Origin of the sequence: Halomonas salinarum (genome assembly GCF_012062845.1) — a bacterium.
Lineage (GTDB): Bacteria > Pseudomonadota > Gammaproteobacteria > Pseudomonadales > Halomonadaceae > Onishia > Onishia salinarum.
Genome location: NZ_WWNB01000010.1, coordinates 93,926 through 116,460 on the forward strand (window position 1 = coordinate 93,926; position 22,535 = coordinate 116,460).

Here is a 22,535-nt window from a genome sequence, read left to right on the forward strand (position 1 = left end):
TCACAGCTGCTCCAGCAGCAGACGTGCCCCCTGCTCCTTGAGCCGTGTCCAGCGCCCTCGGCGGTGAAACTCGGCGGCATCCAGGCGCGTTGAGCGCTGGCAGTCATCGTCGAACTGACCATCCAGCGTCGCCGTGACGTCATCTGAAATCATCAGCGCACAACATTCCTCGTCCTTGCCCATCGAGCGATGATTGACGTTCACCGACCCCACGCAGGACAGCCGACCGTCGACGGTAATCACCTTGGCATGCAGCATGGTGGGCAGAAATACCCAGACCTTCGCACCGGCATCGAGCAACCGCTCGATGCTCGGATGACCGGCCAACTGCGACAGGCGACTGTCGTTGTAGCGACCCGGCACCAGCAGCTCCACCGAGACGCCACGCTCGAGTGCCGAGATCATCTGCTCGACCAGATCATCATCGGGCGCAAAGTAGGCAGTAACGATGCGCAGCCGGACATGGCTGACCGCGACCAGCGAGCGCAGCATGGCGGCGGACTCGGTCCAGCCGATCGTCGAGGATGCCCGCACGCACTGAACCAGCATGCCATGCTCATGTACCGGCGGGCGTTGACGGATCGGATGCCACTGCCAGGGACCGCACTCGTTCCAGTTATCGAGAAAGGCCGAATGCAACCCGATGACCGCCGCCCCCGATACCTGAAGATGTGTCTCGCGCCATTCATCCGGAGTGCGGGCGTCGCCTTCCCATTCGGCGGCAATACCCACCCCGCCAACGAAACCAAGACGGTCGTCGCACACCAGTATCTTGCGATGAGTACGCTTATCGGCCTGCCAGGGCCTGGGCAGCCTGATGGGGCGAAAGCAGCGCACCTCTATCCCTGCCTCACGCATCTGGTTAACCACCTCGGGCGACATCTTCTGCGTTCCCACCGCATCCAGCACAACACGAACCCGCAGCCCCTCGCGCGCCCGCCGGGCCAGTGCTGCGGCGAAACGGCGCGCGATATCGCCGGTCCAGTACACGTAGGTCACGACATCGATGCTGGCCTCGGCGGTATCAATGGCATGGAGCATGGCAGGAAATATCTCCACGCCATTGCGCATGACCTCGACATGGTTGCCGTCGGTAAACGGCGTGCCCAGCGCGTATTCGAGCTCGGTGCGGTAATAGGCCTGTTCACGTGGCGACGCGGAGCCTGGTCCTGACGCGGCCTGACTATCGAGTGAGCCAGCTTCTTGCGACTGATCCTCGAATGAATGACGGCCGGAACCGGTGTCGGATGGCATGACCACTCTCCTTGTCGTGTGCACGTGCTTTCATATGTCTCATGCATGGCCGCGAAGTGCCACCTATCGAGCAAAAGGCGGTATCCAAGGAGTGAAGGCGAGCCCACTGTCGTCGAACTGTCGCATTGCGTCGTTACTCTCTGGCGCATGTTCACGGCAACAGGAGATGGCCTTGTACCTCGCCGACGTCACCATGTTTCATGCCCCGGACAGCGGCGGCGTGCGCACCTACCTTCAGGCCAAACACCGTCACTTGGCGACCCTGCCAGGCGTCGAGGCAAGCCTGCTGGTGCCAGCAAGCGAGCGCCAGACCCTCGGTACCCTGCAAACCCTGCCCGCCTGTCGCCTACCACTGGGGCAGGGCTATCGCTTTCCGCTTCGACGCCGCCCCTGGCGAGAGGCATTGGTCGAGCTTGGCCCGGACCTGATCGAGGCCGGTGACCCCTACGTTACCGCCTGGGCGGCGCTGGAGGCCGGCCAGCAGCTGGGCGTGCCGGTGGTGGGATTCTACCACTCCGACCTGCCCCGGCTGATGGGCGACCGTTTTGGTGCGCCGGTAGCCAGACGACTACAACGCTACGTGGCGGACCTCTATGGGCGCTTCGATAGCGTGTTGGTGCCCTGCCGCTCAATGGGCGAGCGACTCGCGGATTGGGGCATCGAGGACATCCGCGTCCAGCCGCTAGGGGTCGACCTTGACACCTTTCATCCTCGCCGTCGCAACGACCAATTGCGCCGGACGCTAGGGCTCTCCGACACCACCCGGCTGCTGGTCTTCGCCGGGCGCAATTCCAAAGAGAAGAACGTCAATCACCTGCTGGCGACCGCCCAGCGGCTGGGCCGTGGCTATCACCTCTTGCTGATGGGGCCGGGCATGCCCACGCAGGTGCCCGACAATGTCAGCGTGATCAGCCGCTGCTGTTCGCCCAATGAGGTCGCCCGTGCGCTTGCCAATGCCGATGCCATGATTCATGCCGGCACCCGCGAGACCTTCGGCCTGGTGGCGCTGGAAGCCATGGCCAGCGGTCTACCGGTAGTGGCCGCCCGGGCCAGTGCGCTGATCGAGAACGTGCCGTTAGGCTGTGGTGTGCTCTGCGAGCCTCATGCGCCGGCGGCCATGGCCCGGGCCGTGGAAGAGCTCTTCCTCAACGATGCCGCGGCCATCGGCCGCCATGCCCGTCGCCACGTGGAGCGCCACTATCGTTGGTCAAAGGTGATCGATGGTCTACTCGACCACTACCGCACGCTGTCGCCAACGACACTCGCCGTGAGCATGGATAGCGAGCCGGCATACGTCGCTAAAGACGGCAATGCACCTGCAAGTATGCTCGTGACACCTTGCCGATGACATTGCTTATTCAACGCTTGATAAAGAGGTCGACACAGGGTTTGAGGCGCTTGCGCAGCAGAGTCATGCTGATCCTGGCCCTGCTGGTGGCGGCATTGATCCCTATGCTGCTCGATGGTCTGGCTCCGTTTTCGGCGCTACTGGATTTTCCCCTCGCACGCCTGACGCTGATACTCGCGTTGGTCATGGGCTGCTGGAATCTCAATGCACTGCGCCTGCGTTTGCTGCTTGCCGGCCGCGGCGGTTCTCGTGACCGTTGGCGAGCGCAGCAGGATGGCGTCCCAACGACTCCGTCACCGATGGACCGAGCACTGACGCGATTTTCATCCACCCCCCTGGGACAGCGCCGTGCGGTTGCCATGGTGATGGCGACCGAATGCGCCACTTGCGCCACACCCGGTGGTAGCGGCGGTCCATTGACGCTGATGATGCTACTCAAGCGTCACGGTGTTCACCCCGCCACCTCCTCCGGGATATTCGTGATCGACCAGATCTGCGACATGCTGTTTTTCCTGCTCGCCCTGACGGCGATGGGCGGGTATGCCCTACTGCATCCGAATGCCTGGCCCCGGCCCGAGCTGATACAGCTAGCAAGCGCGGTACTGGTGATGCTGCTGGTGATGATGACGTTACTACTGATGTACTTGCCCCGTGTGCTACGACTGAGTCGTGCACCGCTCGAGCAATTGGGGATCAGCCAGGCGAATCGCCGACGTCTGAGCCGTCATATGTTGCACTTCCGCCAAGGGCTTGCCATCACGCTTGGCCAACCACCGCTGAGGCTCGCCACCATCTTCGCCCTGTGCAGCACCCACTGGATTACCCGCTACAGCCTGCTGTACCTGACGCTGGATGGGCTAGGTGTCGACATCGCCTGGGTCTGGACCTTCATGGTACAGATGCTGGCCATGGCAGCCGGTCAACTGAGTCTGCTGCCGGGTGGCGCCGGGGGCGTCGAATTGACCATCGGTGCATTTTTACTCCCCTCACTCGGCGGCGAAACCACCGCGGCCGCAATCTTGATCTGGCGTTTCGTTACCTACCATTGGTATCTGCTGGCAGGTGCTCCGGTGCTGGCATGGCTCGCCAGGCCCATCATCGTTGCAGGCGGTGAACGGCGACTCTCGGGCCACTACACCGGCACATGATGTATCACCCATCAACGTGTGCGTCCCGGACTGAGGATAGGATGGAGCGCCGCCCTGAACGCTTGCGACAGGCGTTTTATTCCTCAAGACAAACCACATCAACCAGGGCGCATGGCTCGCGCCAACATGTCGCTCACCGGCTTGAACAGGTAACTGGCGAAGGTCCGCTCGCCGCCCTGCAGGCGAACCTCGGCCGGCATGCCCGAACGCAGCGATAGATCCGCTGGTAGCGTTGCCAACGCCTTGGGCTTGAGCGAAATTCGCACCTTGTAGAAATGCTCCCCGCTGGCTTCGTCCTCGAAGCTGTCGGCAGAAACACGCTGCACTTCGCCTTCCACCAGCGGCGACTGACGGCGGTTGAAGGCAGTGAAGCGCACCTCCGCCGGCTGCCCGGTCTTCACATGATCGATGTCTCGGTCGGTGACACGGGCTTTGACGACGAAGTCTTGACCGACTGGCACGATGTCGAGAACTCGCATGCCAGGGTCGAGCACCGCCCCGCGGGTGTGCACGGCAAGCCCCACCACACGACCCGCGACCGGTGCCGAGATATTCAACCGACGCTGCTGGTCACGCAACATGGCCAGACGCTCTTTCGCGTCGGCGACCTGATGCTGAACCTCGCGGAGCTGGTCGCTGACAGTTTCCTGATGCTTTTGCTCGCGGACCTCTTTCTGCAGGACATACTCGCCAACCTTCGAGCGTAGACGGGCAATATCGGCACGATGCTCGGCGAGCTCGCCCTCATAGCGCAGGATCTCTCGCTCCATTTCGTGCAGGCGTTGATTGTCACCGAAGCCGTCCTGGTACAGCGAGCCTAGCGCCTTTACATCTTTGCGTAGTGACGCAAGCTGTTGCTCGGTTGCATCGATCAGGGCCTCGTGACCCTCGATTTGGCGGCGGCGCTGTGCAATTTGCTCGTCCAGCGCGTCCAGTGCGCCCTGAAGTCGCAGTCGTCGCGCCAAGAACAGCTGACGCTGAACGGTCAGCACCCGGGCGAGGCGTTGATCATCGTGATCGAGGAGCGCCTCCGGGTAGTTCAAGCTCTGCTGACCGGCCTGCTCGGCCTGCAAGCGCAGCTGTGTGGCGCGATTGATCCAGTACTGCATGCGCGCGATCTCGAGCTCGCCGTCGATACGGGTGGGGTCAAGGGTCATCAAGGTATCGCCTCGCTCGACACGGTCTCCGTCGTCGACCGCGATGCGCTCGACGATGCCCCCCTCGAGGTGTTGCACGGTCTTCTTGAAGGAGGCGACCGTGACACGCCCCGGCGCCATAACCGCCACGGCCAGATCGGCCGATACCGCCCAGCCACCGAAGCCGGCCAGCAACAGCAGCAGGATCCCGATGCCGATTCGGCGATGCCGCCGGTCGCCGACCGGCGGGCCCTCATCCTGTCCATCCGTCGCGGTGGCGGTCACTGTCGCGGCCTCCGGTGTGGTCTTTGCCTCGAGCGATGGCGTCGCGGACATGTTCATGCCTGAGCCTCCCCGGCCATCTTGGCCAACACCCGCTCGCGGGAACCGAACAAGCGGACCTGGCCCTGCTCCATCAGCAGCAAGCTATCGACTTCCTTCAACACGCCGGTGCGGTGACTGATCACCAAGAGCGTGATCCCCTCTCGCTTCAGCTCTCGCATCGCCGTGGTCAGCGCCTGTTCCCCCTGGTGATCGAGGTTGGAATTGGGCTCGTCGAGCACGACGAGGGCCGGATCGTCATACAGGGCTCGGGCCAGTCCGATGCGTTGCCGCTGTCCGGCGGACAGGGCCCCCCCGTTCGGTGTGAGACGGGTGTCGTAGCCTTCGGGCAGGTGAAGAATCATCTCGTGGACCCCGGCCCGCCTGGCCGCGGCCACCACCTTGTCGGCATCCAGCTCGTCGAAGCGGGCGATGTTTTCGCCGACGCTGCCCTCGAAGAGCTCGATGTCCTGCGGCAGATAGCCCACATAGGGGCCCAGCGCCTCGCGCTGCCATTGCATGATGTCCGCCCCGTCGAGGCGCACGCTGCCCTGGCGGGCCGGCCAGATGCCCAGCAGCACGCGGGCCAGCGTCGACTTGCCGGCGGCACTGGCACCGATGATGCCGACGTGTTCGCCAGCGGCGATGGCGATGTTGACGCCTCGTATGACCGGCCGCTCCTGGCTCGGCGGTCCCGCGGCCATGTCCTCGATCGTCAGCTCACCGCGCGGCGCCGGCAGCGCCATTCGCTGCTCGTCGCTGGGCGCCTCGCGAAACAGCGCCTCGAGACGCCGATAGGCGGCACGTGCCGCGACCACGCTCTTCCAGCCGCCGATGGCCTGATCGATCGGCGCCAGGGCACGCCCCATCAACAGCGAACCGGCAATCATCATGCCCGGAGTGATCTGTTCCTTGAGTACCAGCAACGCGCCTAGCCCCAGGATCAGCGACTGGGCGGCCAGGCGCAGGGTCCTGGTCAGGCTGAAGAGCAGCCCGGCGCGGTCGCTGGCCTGCGACTGCTTGGTCAGATAGTTGCGATGCAGCCGAGCCCAACGCCTGCGGATGCCACCCAGCATCCCCATGGCATGTAGCACCTCGGCATTGCGCAGGTTACTGGCGGCGAGTTCCCGTGACTCGGCCTGATCGCGACTGGCGGCGTCGAGCAAATGGCGAGTGGCCTTCTCGCTGGCCACCACCAGCGCCAGCAGCAGTCCCCCCGCGACAGCGGCAAAGCCGCCGAACCAGGGATGGAACAGGGTCAGTACGACCAGGTAGATCGGCACCCAGACGGCGTCGAAGAAGATCAGCAGCCCTCCCCCGGCCAGCGCCTGACGCAGGGTCGCCAAGTCATCGAGCGGCCAGGCGCCATGACGTCCCGGCAGATTGAGATCCCGCCAGAACATGTGGCCATGCAGGCGATCATGAAGCTGCATATCGAAACGGTTACCGAGGCGTACCAGAACGCGGCTACGGACCCACTCCAGCGCCCCCATGATGCAGAAAAAGAAGACGACCAGTAGCGTCATTACCAGAAGTGTCGCCTCGCTGCCCGTGGTAATAACGCGGTCGTACACCTGCAGCATGTATAAAGCAGGTGTCAGCATCAGCAGGTTAATGAAAAGGCTAAAAAAGCAGGCCCAGCGCAGGGAGTGGCGGCAGTTTTCCAAGGCATTACCGAGTACGGTTCGCGATTCAACTGCCATGCAATAAGGCTCCCCGCACTGCTGCCATAAAAGGATAAAATGTTTTAATGCTTACCGATAAATGACTAAAAACTACATTGCTATCTTGCAAAAATTTCATACCTCTCATTGACCCACTCATCTGCTTATACAACACTCTTTTCGTCTCTAACCTACGCTTACGCATCGCACGATAGCGGCCAATAATGAGCACTTTCAACCGGAAGAAGGTGTCCTCAAATGGCAACAATATCAGCACCATTTTTAGACGTTTAATCCATAGAAACCACCCACTATCGTCAGTAAGCACTGTCGCCTTTTGAAGACACAGGAGAGACTAAAATAATGAGTTCGTACATCGATGTCGGCACCGAGACCAACGCCGAGGAATTGCAGGCGTTGATCGATGATGCCGAGGCGGGGACGACCCTGAGGCTCGCCGCCGGCACCTTCGAGCTCGATGATGCCATCACCATCGAGCGTTCCGACATATCACTGGTCGGGGCCGGTGCCGACCAGACCACCCTGCGTTTCAGTGACCAAGCGCTGGAGCGCAATGACGACCATGCCATTCACGTGGATGGCACGGAAAACACCTACCAAGGGGATCTGGCGTCGTCGATCGACGAGGGCGAGCAGCGGCTTACCCTGGATCGCGACCATGACCTGCAGGTCGGCGACACCCTCCGTCTCTGGCAGGACAACGACGATGCCTTCTTCGATGAGATCGGCGATACGTCCTGGCGCAAGGTCGAGCATGCCGAGCTGCGCACCAGCATGGCCAAGGTCGCGTCTGTCGATGGCGACAACGTCACGCTCGACCGCGGCGTACATTTCGATTTCGATGCTGGCAAGACGCAGATCGAACGCCTCGAAACGGCCGAAGATATCGGCCTGAAAGGCTTCAGCGTCGAGTTCGATCTGGGCACGGCCGAGGCCGGCGACTTCGACAATACCCTGGATGAACTGACCGGCTACCATGCCGTATCCCTCGAGGGCACCGTCGGGGCGAGCCTAAGCGACATCACGGTCAATGATGGCCCGTCGAATGCCTTCCATTTCTCCAGGACGCTGGACACCAGCGTCGAGGACATCGCAGCGCATGGGGCCTTCAACAAGGGCAGTGGTGGCAATGGCTACGCCTACGAGCTGCATGAAAGCTACGACGGCAGCTTCAGCGGACTCGAGGACACCGGCATGCGCCATGGCTTGGTGTTCGCCTCCTGGCGCTCCTCGGTGGGCAACGACGTCGAGGTCGCCTATACCGACCGCGACGTCAATTTCCACGGCGGCCGCGACCATGACAACAGCGTGCGGGTCCTTGAGTCCGTGCGTGACCCCGATGCCGATACCATGTCCCCCGCCTTGTGGACCAACTCGGGAGGCGAGAGCTTCGGCGCCATCACCGATGCCGAGGCCAACGACGTGATCTTCGACTACATGGTCGGTTCGCGGCGCAGCGATGATGTCCAGGGCTCCGATGATGGTGTCTACCTCAACGGCAACCTGGGCGATGACACCCTGACCGGCGGTGCCGGCAATGACATCCTCCAGGGCGGGCCGGGAGACGACTGGATCGATGGCACCGATCGACTCGATGGCGGCGATGGCACCGACACGGCACGCTATGTCGGCGACTATGCCGATCACCAGGTATCACTCAATGACGAAGGAGCTGAGATCACCGGGAAAGGCAGCCACGACACCCTCACCAACATAGAATTCGCCGTCTTCGGCGATGGCAGCACCCTGCATCTGGCGTCGGGCAACGTCTTCGCGGGCGAACCGCTCGCCGCCCCCGATGCCTCCACGATCCTGAACGGTGACGCTGAACTGCCAGGCCTGGTCGAGGACGGCACCGAGCTGTTGGCGACCAGCAATACCACCAGCAGCTGGTCGTCGGGCTATGTCGCCGAGGTTTTCATCGAGAACGTCTCCGATGAGGAGATCATCAACCCCGAGGTACGCTTCGACCTGGCTGCGGATATCGATACGCTGTGGAACGGCAATCTGAGCGAAGACGACGGCGCTTACCGCGTGGAAGACAACACCGACAACACCCTCGCCCCCGGCGAGTCCTGGCGTTTCGCCTTCAAGGCCTATGGTGATGACCAGTCGCTGCCCGACGAGATGACTGCCAGTAACGATAATGGCAACGACATCGACGTACAGCTACTGGGCATGGCCAACCAGGTCGATGACCTGGCGGGCTGACCACCGGGCACAAAAAAAGGGCACCCCGAGGGGTACCCTTTGCGCCATGAGGCGGGTCGCCGGCTTACCAGCCGGTGACCTGCTTCAGGGCATCGCCAATCTCGGCCAGGGAACGCACGGTCTTGACGCCCGCTGATTCCAGGGCGCCGAACTTCTCGTCGGCCGTGCCCTTGCCGCCGGAGATGATGGCACCAGCATGGCCCATGCGCTTACCCGGAGGCGCGGTCACGCCCGCGATGTAGGCGACCACTGGCTTGGACACGTTGGCCTTGATGTAGGCCGCGGCTTCTTCCTCGGCGGTGCCGCCGATCTCGCCGATCATGACGATCGCTTCGGTCTGCGGGTCCTGTTCGAACATCTCGAGGATATCGATGAAGTTGGAGCCCGGGATCGGGTCACCGCCGATACCGACGCAGCTCGACTGGCCGAAGCCATGGTCAGTGGTCTGCTTGACGGCTTCGTAGGTCAGGGTGCCGGAGCGTGACACGATACCGACCTTGCCCGGCTGATGGATATGGCCCGGCATGATGCCGATCTTGCTTTCACCCGGTGTAATCACACCCGGGCAGTTCGGGCCGATCAGGCGCACGCCCAACTCGTCGCACTTGACCTTGGCATCCAGCATATCGAGCGTCGGGATGCCTTCGGTGATGCAGACGATCAGCTTGATGCCACCGTTAGCAGCTTCAAGGATGGAGTCCTTGCAGAACGCCGCCGGCACATAGATCACGGACGCTTCTGCGCCGGTCTCGGCAACGGCTTCCTTGACGGTGTTGAACACCGGCAGACCCAGGTGTTCCTGGCCGCCCTTGCCCGGTGTCACGCCGCCGACCATCTGGGTACCGTAGGCGATGGCCTGTTCGGAGTGGAAGGTTCCCTGGCCACCGGTGAAGCCCTGGCAGATGACCTTGGTGTTCTTATCGATCAGGATACTCATTACTTGCCCTCCGCTGCCTTGACAACCTGCTGTGCCGCGTCAGTCAGGCTGGTAGCAGCGATGATGTTCAGACCGCTGGACGCCAGTTTCTCGGCACCCAGCTCGGCGTTGTTGCCTTCCAGACGTACCACGACCGGCACGTTGACGCCGACTTGCTCGACGGCACCGATGATGCCCTCGGCAATCATGTCGCAACGCACGATACCGCCGAAGATGTTGACCAGCACGGCCTTGACGTTGTCATCGGAGAGGATGATCTTGAACGCTTCTGCCACGCGTTCCTTGGTAGCGCCACCGCCCACGTCAAGGAAGTTGGCCGGGCTGCCACCGTTCAGGTTGACGATGTCCATGGTGCCCATGGCCAGGCCGGCGCCATTGACCATGCAACCGATGTTGCCGTCGAGCGCCACGTAGTTCAGATCCCAGGCGGCCGCTTCGGCTTCACGATCGTCTTCCTGAGACGGGTCCTGCATGGCCTGCAGGTCCGGGTGACGGTACAGAGCGTTGCCATCCAGGCCGATCTTGGCGTCGAGGCAGTGCAGGTTGCCTTCACCGGTGATCACCAACGGGTTGATCTCGAGCAGGGCGAGATCCTTGTCGTGGAACAGCTTCGACAGACCCAGGAAGATCTTGGTGAACTGCTTGATCTGTTCCTTGTTAAGGCCCAGTGCGAAACCGAGTTCACGTGCCTGGTACGGCTGAGCGCCGACCAGCGGGTCGATCTCGGCCTTGAGAATCTTCTCGGGCGTTTCCTCGGCGACCTTCTCGATCTCCACGCCACCTTCGGTGGAGGCCATGAACACCACGCGACGGGTAGTGCGATCGACGACGGCGCCCAAGTACAGCTCGTTGGCGATGTCGGTGCAGTTCTCGACCAGAATCTTGGCGACCGGCTGACCGTGCTCGTCGGTCTGGAAGGTCACCAGTTTCTTGCCCAGCCACTGCTCGGCAAACGCCTTGGCCTCTTCCGGACTCTTGATCAGCTTGACGCCGCCGGCCTTGCCGCGACCACCAGCGTGGACCTGAGCCTTGACGACCCATTTGTCACCACCGATCTTGTTGCAAGCTTCTGCAGCTTCTTCCGGGGTATCCACGGCAAAGCCCTTGGATACCGGCAGACCATAATCGGCAAACAGCTGTTTGCCCTGATACTCGTGAAGATTCATCGTGTCATGCCATTGGTTGCATGTGACTCGAACGATGATCGTGGCGCGCCACCTCTGTAGCGTGCCAAGTCATCCCCGTTTGCCCCGAGCCGGTCGGAGCATGGCGCCGCTCAGGTAGGCGGCGCTCGTTGTTCGGCGACTTACTTGCGCTTCTTGCGATTGGCCATGTGGATAGCGTGGCCGTCGACCGCCAGTGCGGCTTCGTGCACGGCTTCCGACATGGTCGGGTGTGCATAGCAGGTCAGTGCCAGATCTTCGGCGCTGGAGCCGAATTCCATGGCAATCACGCCCTGGGCGATCATCTCGCCGGCGTGTTGACCGACAATGTGCATACCCAGTACGCGGTCGGTCTCGGCGTCGGTAATCACCTTGGCCATGCCTTCGGTGGCATTGTTGGCCATGGCGCGACCACTGGCCGCGAACGGGAAGGAGCCGGACTTGACCTCGATGCCGGCCGCCTTGGCTTCCTGCTCGTTCATGCCGACCCAGGCCACTTCCGGGAAGGTATAGATAACGCTCGGGATGGCATCATAGTTCATCTCGGCCTTATGACCGGCGACGATGTCGGCGACCATGATGCCTTCTTCAGATGCCTTGTGAGCGAGCATCGGACCACGTACCACATCACCGATGGCGTAGACGCCCGGCACGCTGGTGCGGCACTGATCGTCGACGAAGATGAAGCCACGCTCGTCGAGCTTGACCCCGGCATCGTCGCCCAGCAGGCCCTGGGTATAAGGACGACGGCCGACGCAGACGATCAGCTTGTCGAAGGTGATCTCCTTGTCGCCTTCGCTGTCGGCGTACTTGACGACGACCTCGTTGTCCTTGATGTCGGAACCAGTCACCCGGGCGCCGAGCTTGATGTCCAGCCCCTGCTTCTTGAGCAGCTTCTGGGTTTCCTTGGCGACGGCCTGATCGACCATCGGCAGGAAGCTGTCCATGGCCTCGAGCACGGTGACCTCGGAGCCCAGACGGTTCCAGACGCTGCCGAGCTCGAGGCCGATCACGCCGGCGCCGATCACGCCGAGGCGCTTGGGCGTCTCGTCGAACTCGAGCGCGCCGGTGGAATCGACGATCAGGCCCTCGGTGAGCGGGGTCGGCGGAATATCGACCGGCACGGAGCCGGAGGCGATGACGATGTTGTCGGCTTCATAGACGACCTTCTCGCCATCCTTGCTGACCTCGACCTGCTTGCTGGAGAGCACCTTGCCGGCGCCTTCCAGAGCGGTTACACCGTTGGCCTTGAACAGACCCGCGATGCCGCCGGTCAGGTTCTTCACGATCTTGTCCTTGCGGGCCATCATCTTCTTGACGTCCATCGTGACGTCGCCCGCCTGGATCCCCATGTCGTCGAAGTCGTGCTGCGCTTCGATGAACTTGTGGGAGGCTTCGAGCAGTGCCTTGGAGGGGATACAGCCCACGTTCAGGCAGGTGCCGCCGTGCACGGTCTTGCCTTCCTTGTCGATCCACTTCTCGACGCACGCGGTCTTGAGACCCAGCTGGGCGGCGCGAATGGCGGCGACATAGCCGCCGGGGCCAGCACCAATGACGATCAGATCGAATTTATCGGCCATGCTTTCCTTCCTGTTTTCAGTTCGCTGGAATCGTTGGCGTCACGCTGACTCACACGTCGAGCAGCAGGCGTGCCGGATCCTCGAGCAGTTCCTTCATGGTGACCAGGAACTGGACCGCATCCTTGCCATCGATCATGCGGTGGTCGTATGACACGGCGAGGTACATCATCGGACGAATCTCGACCTTGCCATTCACCGCCATCGGACGTTCCTGAATCTTGTGCATGCCAAGAATCGCGGTCTGCGGCGGGTTCAGGATCGGTGTCGACATCAGCGAACCGAAGATACCGCCGTTGGTAATGGTAAAGGTACCGCCCTGCATTTCATCGATGCCGAGCTTACCAGCACGGGCACGCTTGCCGAAGTCGACGATGGTTTTCTCGACATCCGCAATTTTCATGCTGTCGGTGTCACGCAGCACCGGCACGACCAGGCCACGGTCGGTGGACACGGCCACACCGATGTCCTGATAACCGTGATAGACGATGTCGCTGCCGTCGATGGAGGCATTGACGTCCGGGAAGCGCTTGAGCGCCTCGGAGGCCGCCTTGACGAAGAAGCCCATGAAGCCGAGCTTGGTGTCGTGTGCCTTGAGGAAGGTGTCCTTGTACTGGGCCCGCAGATCCATCACCGCGCCCATGTCCACCTCGTTATAGGTGGTCAGCATGGCAGCGGTCTGCTGGGCCTCGACCAGACGCTTGGCGATGGTCTTGCGCAGGCGACTCATCGGCACGCGCTTCTCGGGGCGCTCGCCGTCAGCAACAGGCGCCGCCGTGGCAGCCGGTGCTGCAGCACTGGCCGACGCCGACTTGGTCTTCTGGGCGGAACCTTCCTTGACAGCCTTCTGAACGTCTTCTTTCAGCACGCGACCGCCCTTGCCGGTGCCTTCGATCTTGGCCACGTCCAGATCATGCTCGGCGACCATCTTGCGCGCCGCCGGAGCAAGAATCTTGTCGCCGACTTTCTCGTCGCTACCCTGATCGTCGCTGCCTTGATCGCTGCTGCCCTGCGAAGAAGAGGCCTCAGCCTTGTCGGCATCACCCGCCGGCGCTTCGCCGCCGCCGGCGCCTTCAGCGAAGCTTGCAAGCACCGCCTCGGACTCGACCTGAGAACCTTCCTCGGCCTTGATCTCGGAAAGCGCGCCATCAGCGGGTGCAACCACCTCGAGCACCACCTTGTCGGTCTCGATATCGACCAGCACTTCGTCACGCTTGACCGCTTCACCGACTTTCTTGTGCCAGGTCGCAACCGTGCCTTCCTGGATGGATTCCGGGAAGGTCGGCGCCTTGACGTCATGGGTCTTGCCGGAGGCTTCGGCCTTCGGTGCCGACTTGGCTTCGCTCTTGTCAGCGGCCTTCTCGTCGGCTTTTTCCTCAACCTTATCGTCAGCTTTCTCGTCGGCCTCGGGCTCGCTCTTCGCTTCGCCCGCAGCGCCGAGGGTACCCAACACCTGCTCGGAAGTGACGGTATCGCCCTCTTCGGCCTTGATCTCGGAAAGCGTACCGGCTTCGGGTGCCACGACCTCGAGCACCACCTTGTCGGTCTCGATTTCGACGATCAGCTCGTCACGCTCGACGCTGTCACCCGGCTTCTTGTGCCAGGCAGCGACGCTGCCCTCGGCAACGGATTCCGGAAAGGTTGGCGCTTTGATCTCGGTAGCCATTGAATTTCCCTTATGAGTTCTCTCTCGTCCGATGGGGATACCTTCAAAGGTTGAAGGCGTCATCCACCAGTTGGCGCTGCTGTTCTACGTGCACGGACATGTAACCGGCAGCCGGAGCCGCTGAGGCGGGACGACCCGCAAATTTCAGGTCGCGTCCCATGCCATCGCGCAACATGTCTGCTACTACCCGCAGGTGATGCTGGCTTTGATACCAGGCGCCCTGGTTGAGCGGTTCTTCCTGACACCAGACAATCTGGTCGAGATTTGGATACACCTTGAGGGCCTCTTGCAGTTCTTCCTTCGGGAAGGGATAGACCTGCTCAATGCGAACCACCGCGGTGTCTTCACGCTCGTTCTCGGCGCGGTAGGTGGCGAGATCATAATAGACCTTGCCGGAACACAGCACCGCCCGCGTGACCTTCTCTGCCTCGAGCTTGCCCTGGTCGGGCAATACCATCTGGAACTTGCCGTTAGCCAGTTCCTCAAGCGTGGAGGTCGCTTCCTTGTGGCGCAGCAGACTCTTCGGCGACATGACCACCAGAGGCTTACGCAGCGGACGAATCACCTGACGGCGCAACAGATGGAAAATCTGCGCCGGCGTCGTCGGCACGCAGACCTGCATGTTGTGCTCGGCACACAGCTGCAGGAAGCGCTCGAGGCGAGCGGAAGAGTGCTCGGGGCCCTGCCCCTCATAGCCGTGAGGCAGCAGCATGGTCAGACCGCACAAGCGTGCCCACTTGGTTTCACCGGAGGAGATGAACTGGTCAACCACCACCTGGGCGCCATTGAAGAAGTCCCCGAACTGGGCCTCCCAGATATCAAGCGCATTGGGCATGGTGGTGGCGTAGCCGTACTCGAAGGCCAGCACGGCTTCTTCCGACAGGTAAGAATCGTGGATGGTGAAGCGCGGCTGGTCCTCGGCAATATGCTCGAGCGGCACGTACGTGCTGCCGTCCTTCTGGTTGTGCACCACCGCATGGCGGTGGGAGAAGGTGCCGCGTCCACTGTCCTGGCCAGTGATACGAATCGGATGCCCCTGATCGAGCAGCGTGGCATAGGCCAGGGTCTCGGCAAAGCCCCAGTTCAGCGCCATGCCACCGGCCACCATCTTGCGCCGGTCTTCATAGATCTTGGCGACCTGACGCTGGACCTGAATACCGTCCGGCACTTCACACATCTTGGTGGCGAGCTGCTGCATGCGCTTCATGTCGACAGTGGTGTCGGCATCGCCGGTCCACTCATGGCCGAGATACGGCGCCCAGTCGACGAACAGCGAGGTGTTCGGCTCCTTAACCAGCGCGTTGGCCACATGATTGCCGGCCATCAGGTCGTCGCGATACTTTTCCATCTGCGCTTTGGCATCGTTTTCGCCAATCACGCCCTCATCAACCAGACGCTTGATGAAATGCGTGCGCGCCGACGGATGATCCTTGATCTTGCTGTACATCATCGGCTGGGTGCCGGAGGGTTCGTCGGCCTCGTTGTGGCCACGACGGCGGTAGCACACGAGATCGATGACCACGTCACGCTTGAACTGATGGCGATAGTCGATCGCCACCTGGGTCGCGTGCAGCACCGCGTCCGGGTCGTCGGCGTTGACGTGGAAGATCGGCGCCTGAACCATCTTGGCGATATCGGTGCAGTACTCGGTGGAGCGTGTATCGCCAGGATGGGAGGTCGTGAAGCCCACCTGGTTATTGATCACGATATGCACCGTGCCGCCCGTCTTGTAGGCACGGGTCTGTGACATCTGGAAGGTTTCCATGACCACGCCCTGACCGGCGAAGGCCGCATCACCATGGATACTGATCGGCAGTACCAGGCTGCCATCGGCGTCATCACGACGATCCTGACGAGCCCGCACCGAGCCTTCGACCACCGGAGAGACGATTTCCAGATGCGAGGGGTTGAACGCCAACGCCAGGTGGACTTCGCCTCCCGGCGTCATCACGTTCGAACTGAACCCCTGGTGATACTTGACGTCACCTGAGCCCTGAGAGATCACCTTCTTACCGTCGAATTCCTCGATCAGGTCGGAGGGAGCCTTGCCCAGAATGTTGACCAGCAGATTGAGACGCCCACGGTGCGCCATGCCAATGACGACTTCCTTGGTGCCGTAGCCACCGGCCCGCTGGATGATTTCATCCATCATTGGGATAAAGCTTTCGCCACCCTCGAGGCCGAAGCGCTTGGTGCCTGGGTACTTGGATGCCAGGTAACTTTCCAGACCCTCGGCCGCCGTCAGTCGTTCGAGTACGTGCTTGCGCACGTCCGGGCTGAACTTGGGCTTGGAGCGCACCGACTCGAAGCGCTGTTGCAGCCAGCGCTTCTCTTCAGTGTCGACGATGTGCATGATCTCGCAGCCGATGGAACGACAGTAGGTCTGTTCCAGCGCATCGACAATCTCCTTGAGCGGCGCCTTGTCCTTGCCCAGGAAAAAAGACCCTGTCTGGAATTCGGTATCCAGATCGGCCTCGGTCAACTGGTGAAAGGACAGCTCAAGATCAGGTACCGGCACCTGACTACGCAGCTTGAGCGGGTCGATATCGGCCTTCTGATGCCCGCGGAAGCGATACGCATTGATCAGCTGGAGAACCTTGACCTGCTTTTTGCTCTCGCCACTGTCGACGCTCGCGGTAGCCTGAGCACTACGCCGGGACTGGCCGAGCTGGTAGAACTGGTCGCGAATCGGGCTGAGTGGAATGTCTTGGGAGGGGCTGCCATCCGGGCGGGGCAATTGATCAAAGTAATTGCGCCACTCGTCGGGGACAGCATTTGGATCGACGAGGAACTGTTCATATAGCGCTTCCACATAGTGAGCGTTGCCGCCACTGATATGAGATGTGCGCCACATCAACTCCATTATGCCTTCTTGCATGTCTCGGTCACCCTACACTGATGGGGTGTTATCGGCGCCATATACGGCATCGCCGCATCGGCGTGACTGTTGCCCTGCCGGTTGGGCTTGTGTCCTATCCGGCGAGCTTCGGCATGAACCGAAAGCCCAGGTCTCGATCGCCAAGAGCCGGTGCACTAGGCACCGGCTCTTGGGGACGGGGCCGGCTCAGGTGTGACAAAACGCCACATCCTGATATGGGAATCCATGATAGCAAGTCGAGCGCGACGATTTAAGTAGCATTCGCCAGCAGCATCTCGCGGATCTTGCCAATCGCCCGTGTCGGGTTGAGTCCCTTGGGGCAAACCGCCACGCAGTTCATGATCCCGCGGCAGCGGAAGACGCTGAACGGATCCTCAAGCTCGGCGAGGCGTTCACTGGTCTTCTCGTCACGCGAGTCGGCCAGGAAGCGGTAGGACTGCAGCAGACCGGCCGGACCGACGAACTTTTCCGGGTTCCACCAGAACGACGGGCAGGCCGTCGAACAACAGGCGCACAGGATGCACTCGTACAGGCCGTCAAGCTTGTCGCGATCTTCCGGCGACTGGAGACGCTCGATAGCAGGCTCCGGATTATCATTCTGCAGATACGGCTGAATGCGCTCGTACTGCTTGTAGAACAGCGCCATATCGACAACCAGGTCACGGATGACCGGCAGGCCAGGCAGCGGACGTAGCGTCAACTTGCCCCCCTTGACCACTTCGGACAGCGGCGTGATGCAGGCCAGGCCGTTCTTGCCGTTCATGTTCATGCCGTCGGAGCCACAGACCCCTTCACGGCAGCTGCGACGGTAGGCCATGGAGCTGTCCTGCTCCTTGATCATGGCCAGGACATTCAGAACCATTACATCGCGGCCCTGAGTGTCCACCTGAAACTCCTGCATGTAGGGCGCGGAGTCGGTTTCCGGGTTGTAGCGGTAGACGGATACCTGAAGCATGGACATCGTGGACCCCCTTAATAGGTACGGACTTTAGGCTCGAAGGTGTCGACGGTCTTCGGCGAGAAGTTGACGTCGCGCTTGCCCAGCGTCTTGGTTGCCGGGAAAAACACGGAGTGCTTCAGCCAATTGACATCGTCACGATCCGGATAGTCGTAACGGGAGTGCGCACCACGGCTTTCCTTACGCTCCAGCGCGGAGACCGCTGTGGCCTCGGCCACTTCCATCAGATTGTCGAGTTCCAGGGCTTCGACACGCGCGGTGTTGAAGGCATTCGACTTGTCGCCCAGGTGAGCGTTACTGATACGCTCACGCAATTCGGCGAGCTTCTTAACGCCTTCCTGCATGTTGTCTTCCTGACGGAAGACCCCGAAGGCACTCTGCATGATGTCCTGCAGCTCGGCCTTGAGGGCCGGCACGGACTCACCGCCATTGGACTCATTCCAGCGGTTGAGGCGCGTCATGGCCGCATCGATGTCGGACTGGGTGGCATCCAGATACTCGATGCCTTCGTTCAGGGCACTTTCGATATACATGCCGGCGGCGCGACCAAACACCACCAGGTCGAGCAGCGAGTTGCCCCCCAGGCGGTTGGCACCGTGAACCGACACACAGGCCGCTTCGCCACAGGCAAACAGGCCGTTGACGATCTGGTCGTTGCCCTCTTCGTCCTGCATGACCGCCTGGCCGTGCACGTTGGTCGGAATACCCCCCATCATGTAGTGGCAGGTCGGCACGACTGGGATCGGTTCCTTGGCCGGATCGACGTGGGCAAAGGTCTTGGACAGCTCGACGATGCCCGGCAGGCGCTTGCCGAGCACCTCTTCACCCAGGTGATCGAGCTTCAGCATGACGTGATCGCCGTTCTCGCCGCAGCCCCGACCCTCGAGAATCTCCATGACCATGGAGCGGGCGACCACGTCGCGACCGGCCAGGTCCTTGGCGTTGGGCGCATAACGCTCCATGAAGCGCTCGCCATCCTTGTTGACCAGATAACCACCCTCGCCGCGACAACCCTCGGTGACCAGGGTCCCAGCACCATAGATGCCGGTCGGGTGGAACTGCCACATCTCCATGTCCTGCATCGGGAAGCCCGCGCGCAGAGCCATGCCGATACCGTCGCCGGTATTGATCAGGGCATTGGTGGTAGAGGCATAGATGCGGCCGGCGCCACCGGTGGCAAGCACCGTGGCCTTGGATTTGACATGTACCACTTCGCCGGTCTCGATGCACATGGCGATACACCCCACCACGTCGCCATCGGCATTCTTGACCAGATCAACCGCATACCACTCGTTAAGGAAGGTGGTGTTGTTCTTCAGGTTGTTCTGATAAAGCGTGTGTAGCAGCGCATGGCCGGTACGGTCAGCTGCCGCACAGGTACGAGCCGCCTGACCACCCTTGCCGAAGTCCTTGGACTGACCACCGAACGGGCGCTGGTAGATACGGCCGTTGTCGAAACGCGAGAACGGCAGGCCCATGTGCTCGAGTTCGAACACCGCCTTGGGCCCTTCGGAACACATGTATTCCGCCGCATCCTGGTCGGCAATGTAATCACCGCCCTTGACGGTGTCATACATGTGCCAGCGCCAGTCGTCGTTCGGGTCGGCGGAGGCGATCGCGCAGGTAATCCCCCCCTGAGCCGACACCGTGTGCGAGCGAGTTGGGAAGACCTTGGAGAGTACCGCCGTCTTCTTGCCGGACTTCGCAAGCTCTAGGGCGGCACGCAGGCCGGAACCGCCGCCACCGATGATGATTGCGTCAAAGGTCAGGCTACGCATGTTAGACATTTATCAGGCTCCCCACAGGACTTGTACGCCCCACACCAGAAAAACAAAGATCGCCAGGATGATGACGGCCTGGGCGCTAATACGAATGCCGGTCGGCTTGATGTAGTCGGTCGTGACAGTCCACAGGCCGATCCAGGCGTGGGCTGCCATCGAAATGAAGGCCAGCAGCGAGAAGATGCGCATCCAGGTCGCGCCGAAAAGACCGCTCCAGGTGGCGTAGTCCAGGTTCGGGTGCAGCAGCAGATAACCGACGATGAAAAGCGTGTAAAGCGCCAGAATGACGGCCGAGGCGCGCTGGATCAGCCAATCAGATAGACCGCTGCGACCGAAGTTCGTAATGTTGGTTACCATACCCAGACTCCTGCCAGAATCACCAGAACGGCACTGATCACCACGGTGATCTGTGCTTTCTTGATACCACCCTCAAGGGTCACGCCGATATCGGCATCCATCAACAGGTGCTTGATGCCCGCCACAAAATGAAAGGCCAGGGCAGACAGCAGGCCCCAAGTGATAAGCTTTGCCAGGAAGTTGTGGGCAATCGCATTACTGACAGCATCAAATCCCTGCGGGGAAGACAACGACGTATCCAGCGCCCAGAAGGCGAAGATCAGGCCGATGAAAAGAATAATGCCTGTGATGCGGTGAGTGATCGACGTTAGTGCCGGGAGAGGGAAATTGATCGTGCTGAGATCGAGATTTACGGGTCGTTTGCTATTCACGGCTCTTTACACACTCTCTTGGCCCGCTGTGGGGTGCGTCGGGACTAAAGCCCGAGCGGGCGGTGGTTTTGAGGAAGGGCTCGGCCGTCTGCCAAGTCGCCACGACCATAGCTGTAGGCCGGTCGCGCGAGATGGATTATAAGGACTGGGCGCAAACATGACAAATTGCGACATCCGAGACCCCCAACAGTTACGCCTTGACCCATACCGGGAAAGGCGCACAATGATGCAAAGCACCATTAATTATACAAAGCTATTACATAAGCTACAAGAATGCACAAGGCGGCCAGCCCAAAGGCGAATTGACAATCCTGGGATCGCTTCTATAGTGGGCTAACTTTTTTTTCGCCTTCACTTCAAGCGAGTCAAGGACTTACGCCAGATACCAGACAATAAGGAGCCTAGCATGGCTGACAGAAAAGCACAGTTGACAATAGATGGTCTGGACGATGCCATCGAGCTGCCGGTCTACTCCGGCACCACTGGCCCCGACGTGGTCGACGTGCGCAAGCTCAGTGAGGCTGGCTTGTTCACTTACGACCCAGGCTTCATGGTGACCGCCGCCACTCAGTCAGCCATCACCTACATCGACGGCGCTAATGGTGTCTTGCTGCACCGTGGCTACCCGATCGACCAGCTGGCGGACCACTCGGATTTCCCAGAGCTCTCCTACTTACTGCTCTTCGGCGAACTGCCGACGGAGGAGCAGTACCAGGAGTTCGAGCGCACCGTGCGCAGCCACACCATGGTTCACGAGCAGCTGGCCAACTTCTTCAAGGGCTTTCGTCGCGACGCTCACCCCATGGCGATCATGTGCGGCGTGGTAGGCGGACTCGCCGCCTTCTATCACGATCACATGGATATCACCCGCGAGGAAGATCGCCGCATCAGCGCGATCCGCCTGGTCGCCAAGATGCCAACGCTGGCCGCCATGTGCCACAAGTACAACATCGGCCAGCCTTTCATGTATCCGCGTAACGACCTGAGCTACGCCGAGAACTTCCTGTACATGATGTTCGGCAACCCCTGCGAGACCTACGAGATCAATCCGGTATTCGCCAAGGCCATGGATCGCATCTTCATGCTGCATGCCGACCATGAGCAGAATGCCTCGACCTCCACCGTTCGCCTGACCGGCTCTACTGGCGCCAATCCGTACGCCTGCATCAGTGCCGGCATCGCCGCCCTCTGGGGACCAGCCCACGGCGGGGCCAACGAAGCCGTGCTCAACATGCTCGATGAGATCGGCGATGAATCCGAGGACAACATCCAGGCCTTCATCGATCGCGCCAAGGACAAGAACGACCCCTTCAAGCTGATGGGCTTTGGTCACCGGGTCTACCGTAACTTCGACCCGCGGGCCAAGGTCATGAAGGAAACCTGCGATCAGGTGCTGGGCGAGCTGGGCATGGCCGACGACCCACAACTCAAGATTGCCAAGCGCCTCGAGCAAATCGCCCTGGAAGACGAATACTTCATCGAGCGTAAGCTCTACCCGAACGTCGACTTCTATTCAGGGATCATCCTCAAGGCGATCGGCATCCCGGCCAATATGTTCACCGTGATCTTCGCCGTATCACGCACCATCGGCTGGATCTCTCACTGGAACGAGATGATCAGCAGTGGCGACTATAAGATCGGCCGCCCGCGCCAGCTCTACACTGGCTACGAAAAGCGCGACTACCCTACCGAGTAAGCCGGAAGGGTCATGCCGTCAATCAAAGAGGTCGCCCATGGGCGGCCT

General features: G+C 61.1%; 16 protein-coding genes. 4 read left to right on the plus strand and 12 right to left on the minus strand.

What is annotated here, in order from left to right; translation table 11 throughout:
* Window positions 1-1,254, minus strand: coding sequence for a phospholipase D-like domain-containing protein (locus HF027_RS09070; RefSeq protein ID WP_168014916.1), 1,254 nt, complete (start codon window positions 1,252-1,254; stop codon window positions 1-3).
* Window positions 1,255-1,426: 172 nt separating this feature from the next.
* Between HF027_RS09070 and gpgS the strand changes: the two genes are divergently transcribed.
* Together gpgS and gpgF are read left to right on the plus strand one after the other, a co-directional pair.
* Window positions 1,427-2,602, plus strand: a complete 1,176-nt coding sequence (gene gpgS / locus HF027_RS09075; protein WP_168014918.1) for an N-acetylglucosaminyl phosphatidylglycerol synthase — start codon at window positions 1,427-1,429, stop codon at window positions 2,600-2,602.
* Window positions 2,603-2,667: 65 nt separating this feature from the next.
* Window positions 2,668-3,750, plus strand: coding sequence for a glucosaminyl phosphatidylglycerol flippase (gene gpgF, locus HF027_RS09080; protein WP_168014920.1), 1,083 nt, complete (start codon window positions 2,668-2,670; stop codon window positions 3,748-3,750).
* Between the two features lie 98 nt (window positions 3,751-3,848).
* Here gpgF and HF027_RS09085 read toward each other — a convergent pair whose 3' ends face one another.
* Window positions 3,849-5,228, minus strand: coding sequence for an HlyD family type I secretion periplasmic adaptor subunit (locus HF027_RS09085; RefSeq protein ID WP_245184620.1), 1,380 nt, complete (start codon window positions 5,226-5,228; stop codon window positions 3,849-3,851).
* Entirely contained in the window at window positions 5,225-6,910 is a 1,686-nt protein-coding gene (locus HF027_RS09090) for a type I secretion system permease/ATPase (RefSeq protein ID WP_168014922.1), read from the minus strand. Before HF027_RS09090 ends, HF027_RS09085 begins: the two co-directional genes overlap by 4 nt.
* A 324-nt stretch (window positions 6,911-7,234) precedes the next feature.
* On the opposite strand from HF027_RS09090, the gene HF027_RS09095 reads away from it, so the two are divergent.
* Entirely contained in the window at window positions 7,235-9,103 is a 1,869-nt protein-coding gene (locus tag HF027_RS09095; RefSeq protein WP_168014924.1) for a cellulose binding domain-containing protein, read from the plus strand.
* A 64-nt stretch (window positions 9,104-9,167) separates the two neighbouring features.
* Here the strand turns inward: HF027_RS09095 and sucD are convergent, their stop codons facing one another.
* The 9 genes from sucD to sdhC form a co-directional block, all read right to left on the minus strand.
* Window positions 9,168-10,040 (minus strand): succinate--CoA ligase subunit alpha, encoded by an 873-nt coding sequence (gene sucD, locus HF027_RS09100; protein ID WP_168014926.1) that lies wholly within the window; start codon window positions 10,038-10,040, stop codon window positions 9,168-9,170.
* The gene (gene sucC, locus HF027_RS09105; protein ID WP_168014928.1) at window positions 10,040-11,206 is read right to left on the minus strand and encodes an ADP-forming succinate--CoA ligase subunit beta; all 1,167 of its coding nucleotides are present in this window, start codon (window positions 11,204-11,206) and stop codon (window positions 10,040-10,042) included. Before sucC ends, sucD begins: the two co-directional genes overlap by 1 nt.
* Window positions 11,207-11,346: 140 nt before the next feature.
* A complete protein-coding gene (lpdA, locus tag HF027_RS09110) occupies window positions 11,347-12,783 on the minus strand; it encodes a dihydrolipoyl dehydrogenase (protein WP_168014931.1) in 1,437 nt (478 codons plus the stop codon).
* A gap of 49 nt (window positions 12,784-12,832) precedes the next feature.
* A complete protein-coding gene (gene odhB / locus HF027_RS09115; RefSeq protein ID WP_168014933.1) occupies window positions 12,833-14,446 on the minus strand; it encodes a 2-oxoglutarate dehydrogenase complex dihydrolipoyllysine-residue succinyltransferase in 1,614 nt (537 codons plus the stop codon).
* Window positions 14,447-14,489: 43 nt separating this feature from the next.
* Window positions 14,490-17,324, minus strand: a complete 2,835-nt coding sequence (locus HF027_RS09120) for a 2-oxoglutarate dehydrogenase E1 component (RefSeq protein ID WP_168014935.1) — start codon at window positions 17,322-17,324, stop codon at window positions 14,490-14,492.
* 250 nt (window positions 17,325-17,574) lie between these two features.
* Window positions 17,575-18,285 carry a succinate dehydrogenase iron-sulfur subunit gene (locus HF027_RS09125; protein WP_168014937.1) on the minus strand — a complete coding sequence of 237 codons (711 nt, stop codon included), beginning with the start codon at window positions 18,283-18,285 and terminating at the stop codon, window positions 17,575-17,577.
* Window positions 18,286-18,296: 11 nt separating this feature from the next.
* Window positions 18,297-20,069, minus strand: coding sequence for a succinate dehydrogenase flavoprotein subunit (sdhA, locus tag HF027_RS09130; protein ID WP_168014940.1), 1,773 nt, complete (start codon window positions 20,067-20,069; stop codon window positions 18,297-18,299).
* 3 nt (window positions 20,070-20,072) lie between these two features.
* Window positions 20,073-20,420, minus strand: a complete 348-nt coding sequence (sdhD, locus tag HF027_RS09135) for a succinate dehydrogenase, hydrophobic membrane anchor protein (RefSeq protein ID WP_168014942.1) — start codon at window positions 20,418-20,420, stop codon at window positions 20,073-20,075.
* Window positions 20,414-20,791 carry a succinate dehydrogenase, cytochrome b556 subunit gene (gene sdhC / locus HF027_RS09140; protein WP_168014944.1) on the minus strand — a complete coding sequence of 126 codons (378 nt, stop codon included), beginning with the start codon at window positions 20,789-20,791 and terminating at the stop codon, window positions 20,414-20,416. Before sdhC ends, sdhD begins: the two co-directional genes overlap by 7 nt.
* Window positions 20,792-21,197: 406 nt before the next feature.
* Between sdhC and gltA the strand changes: the two genes are divergently transcribed.
* A complete protein-coding gene (gltA, locus tag HF027_RS09145) occupies window positions 21,198-22,487 on the plus strand; it encodes a citrate synthase (protein ID WP_168014946.1) in 1,290 nt (429 codons plus the stop codon).
* The last annotated feature ends 48 nt before the right edge of the window (window positions 22,488-22,535 follow it).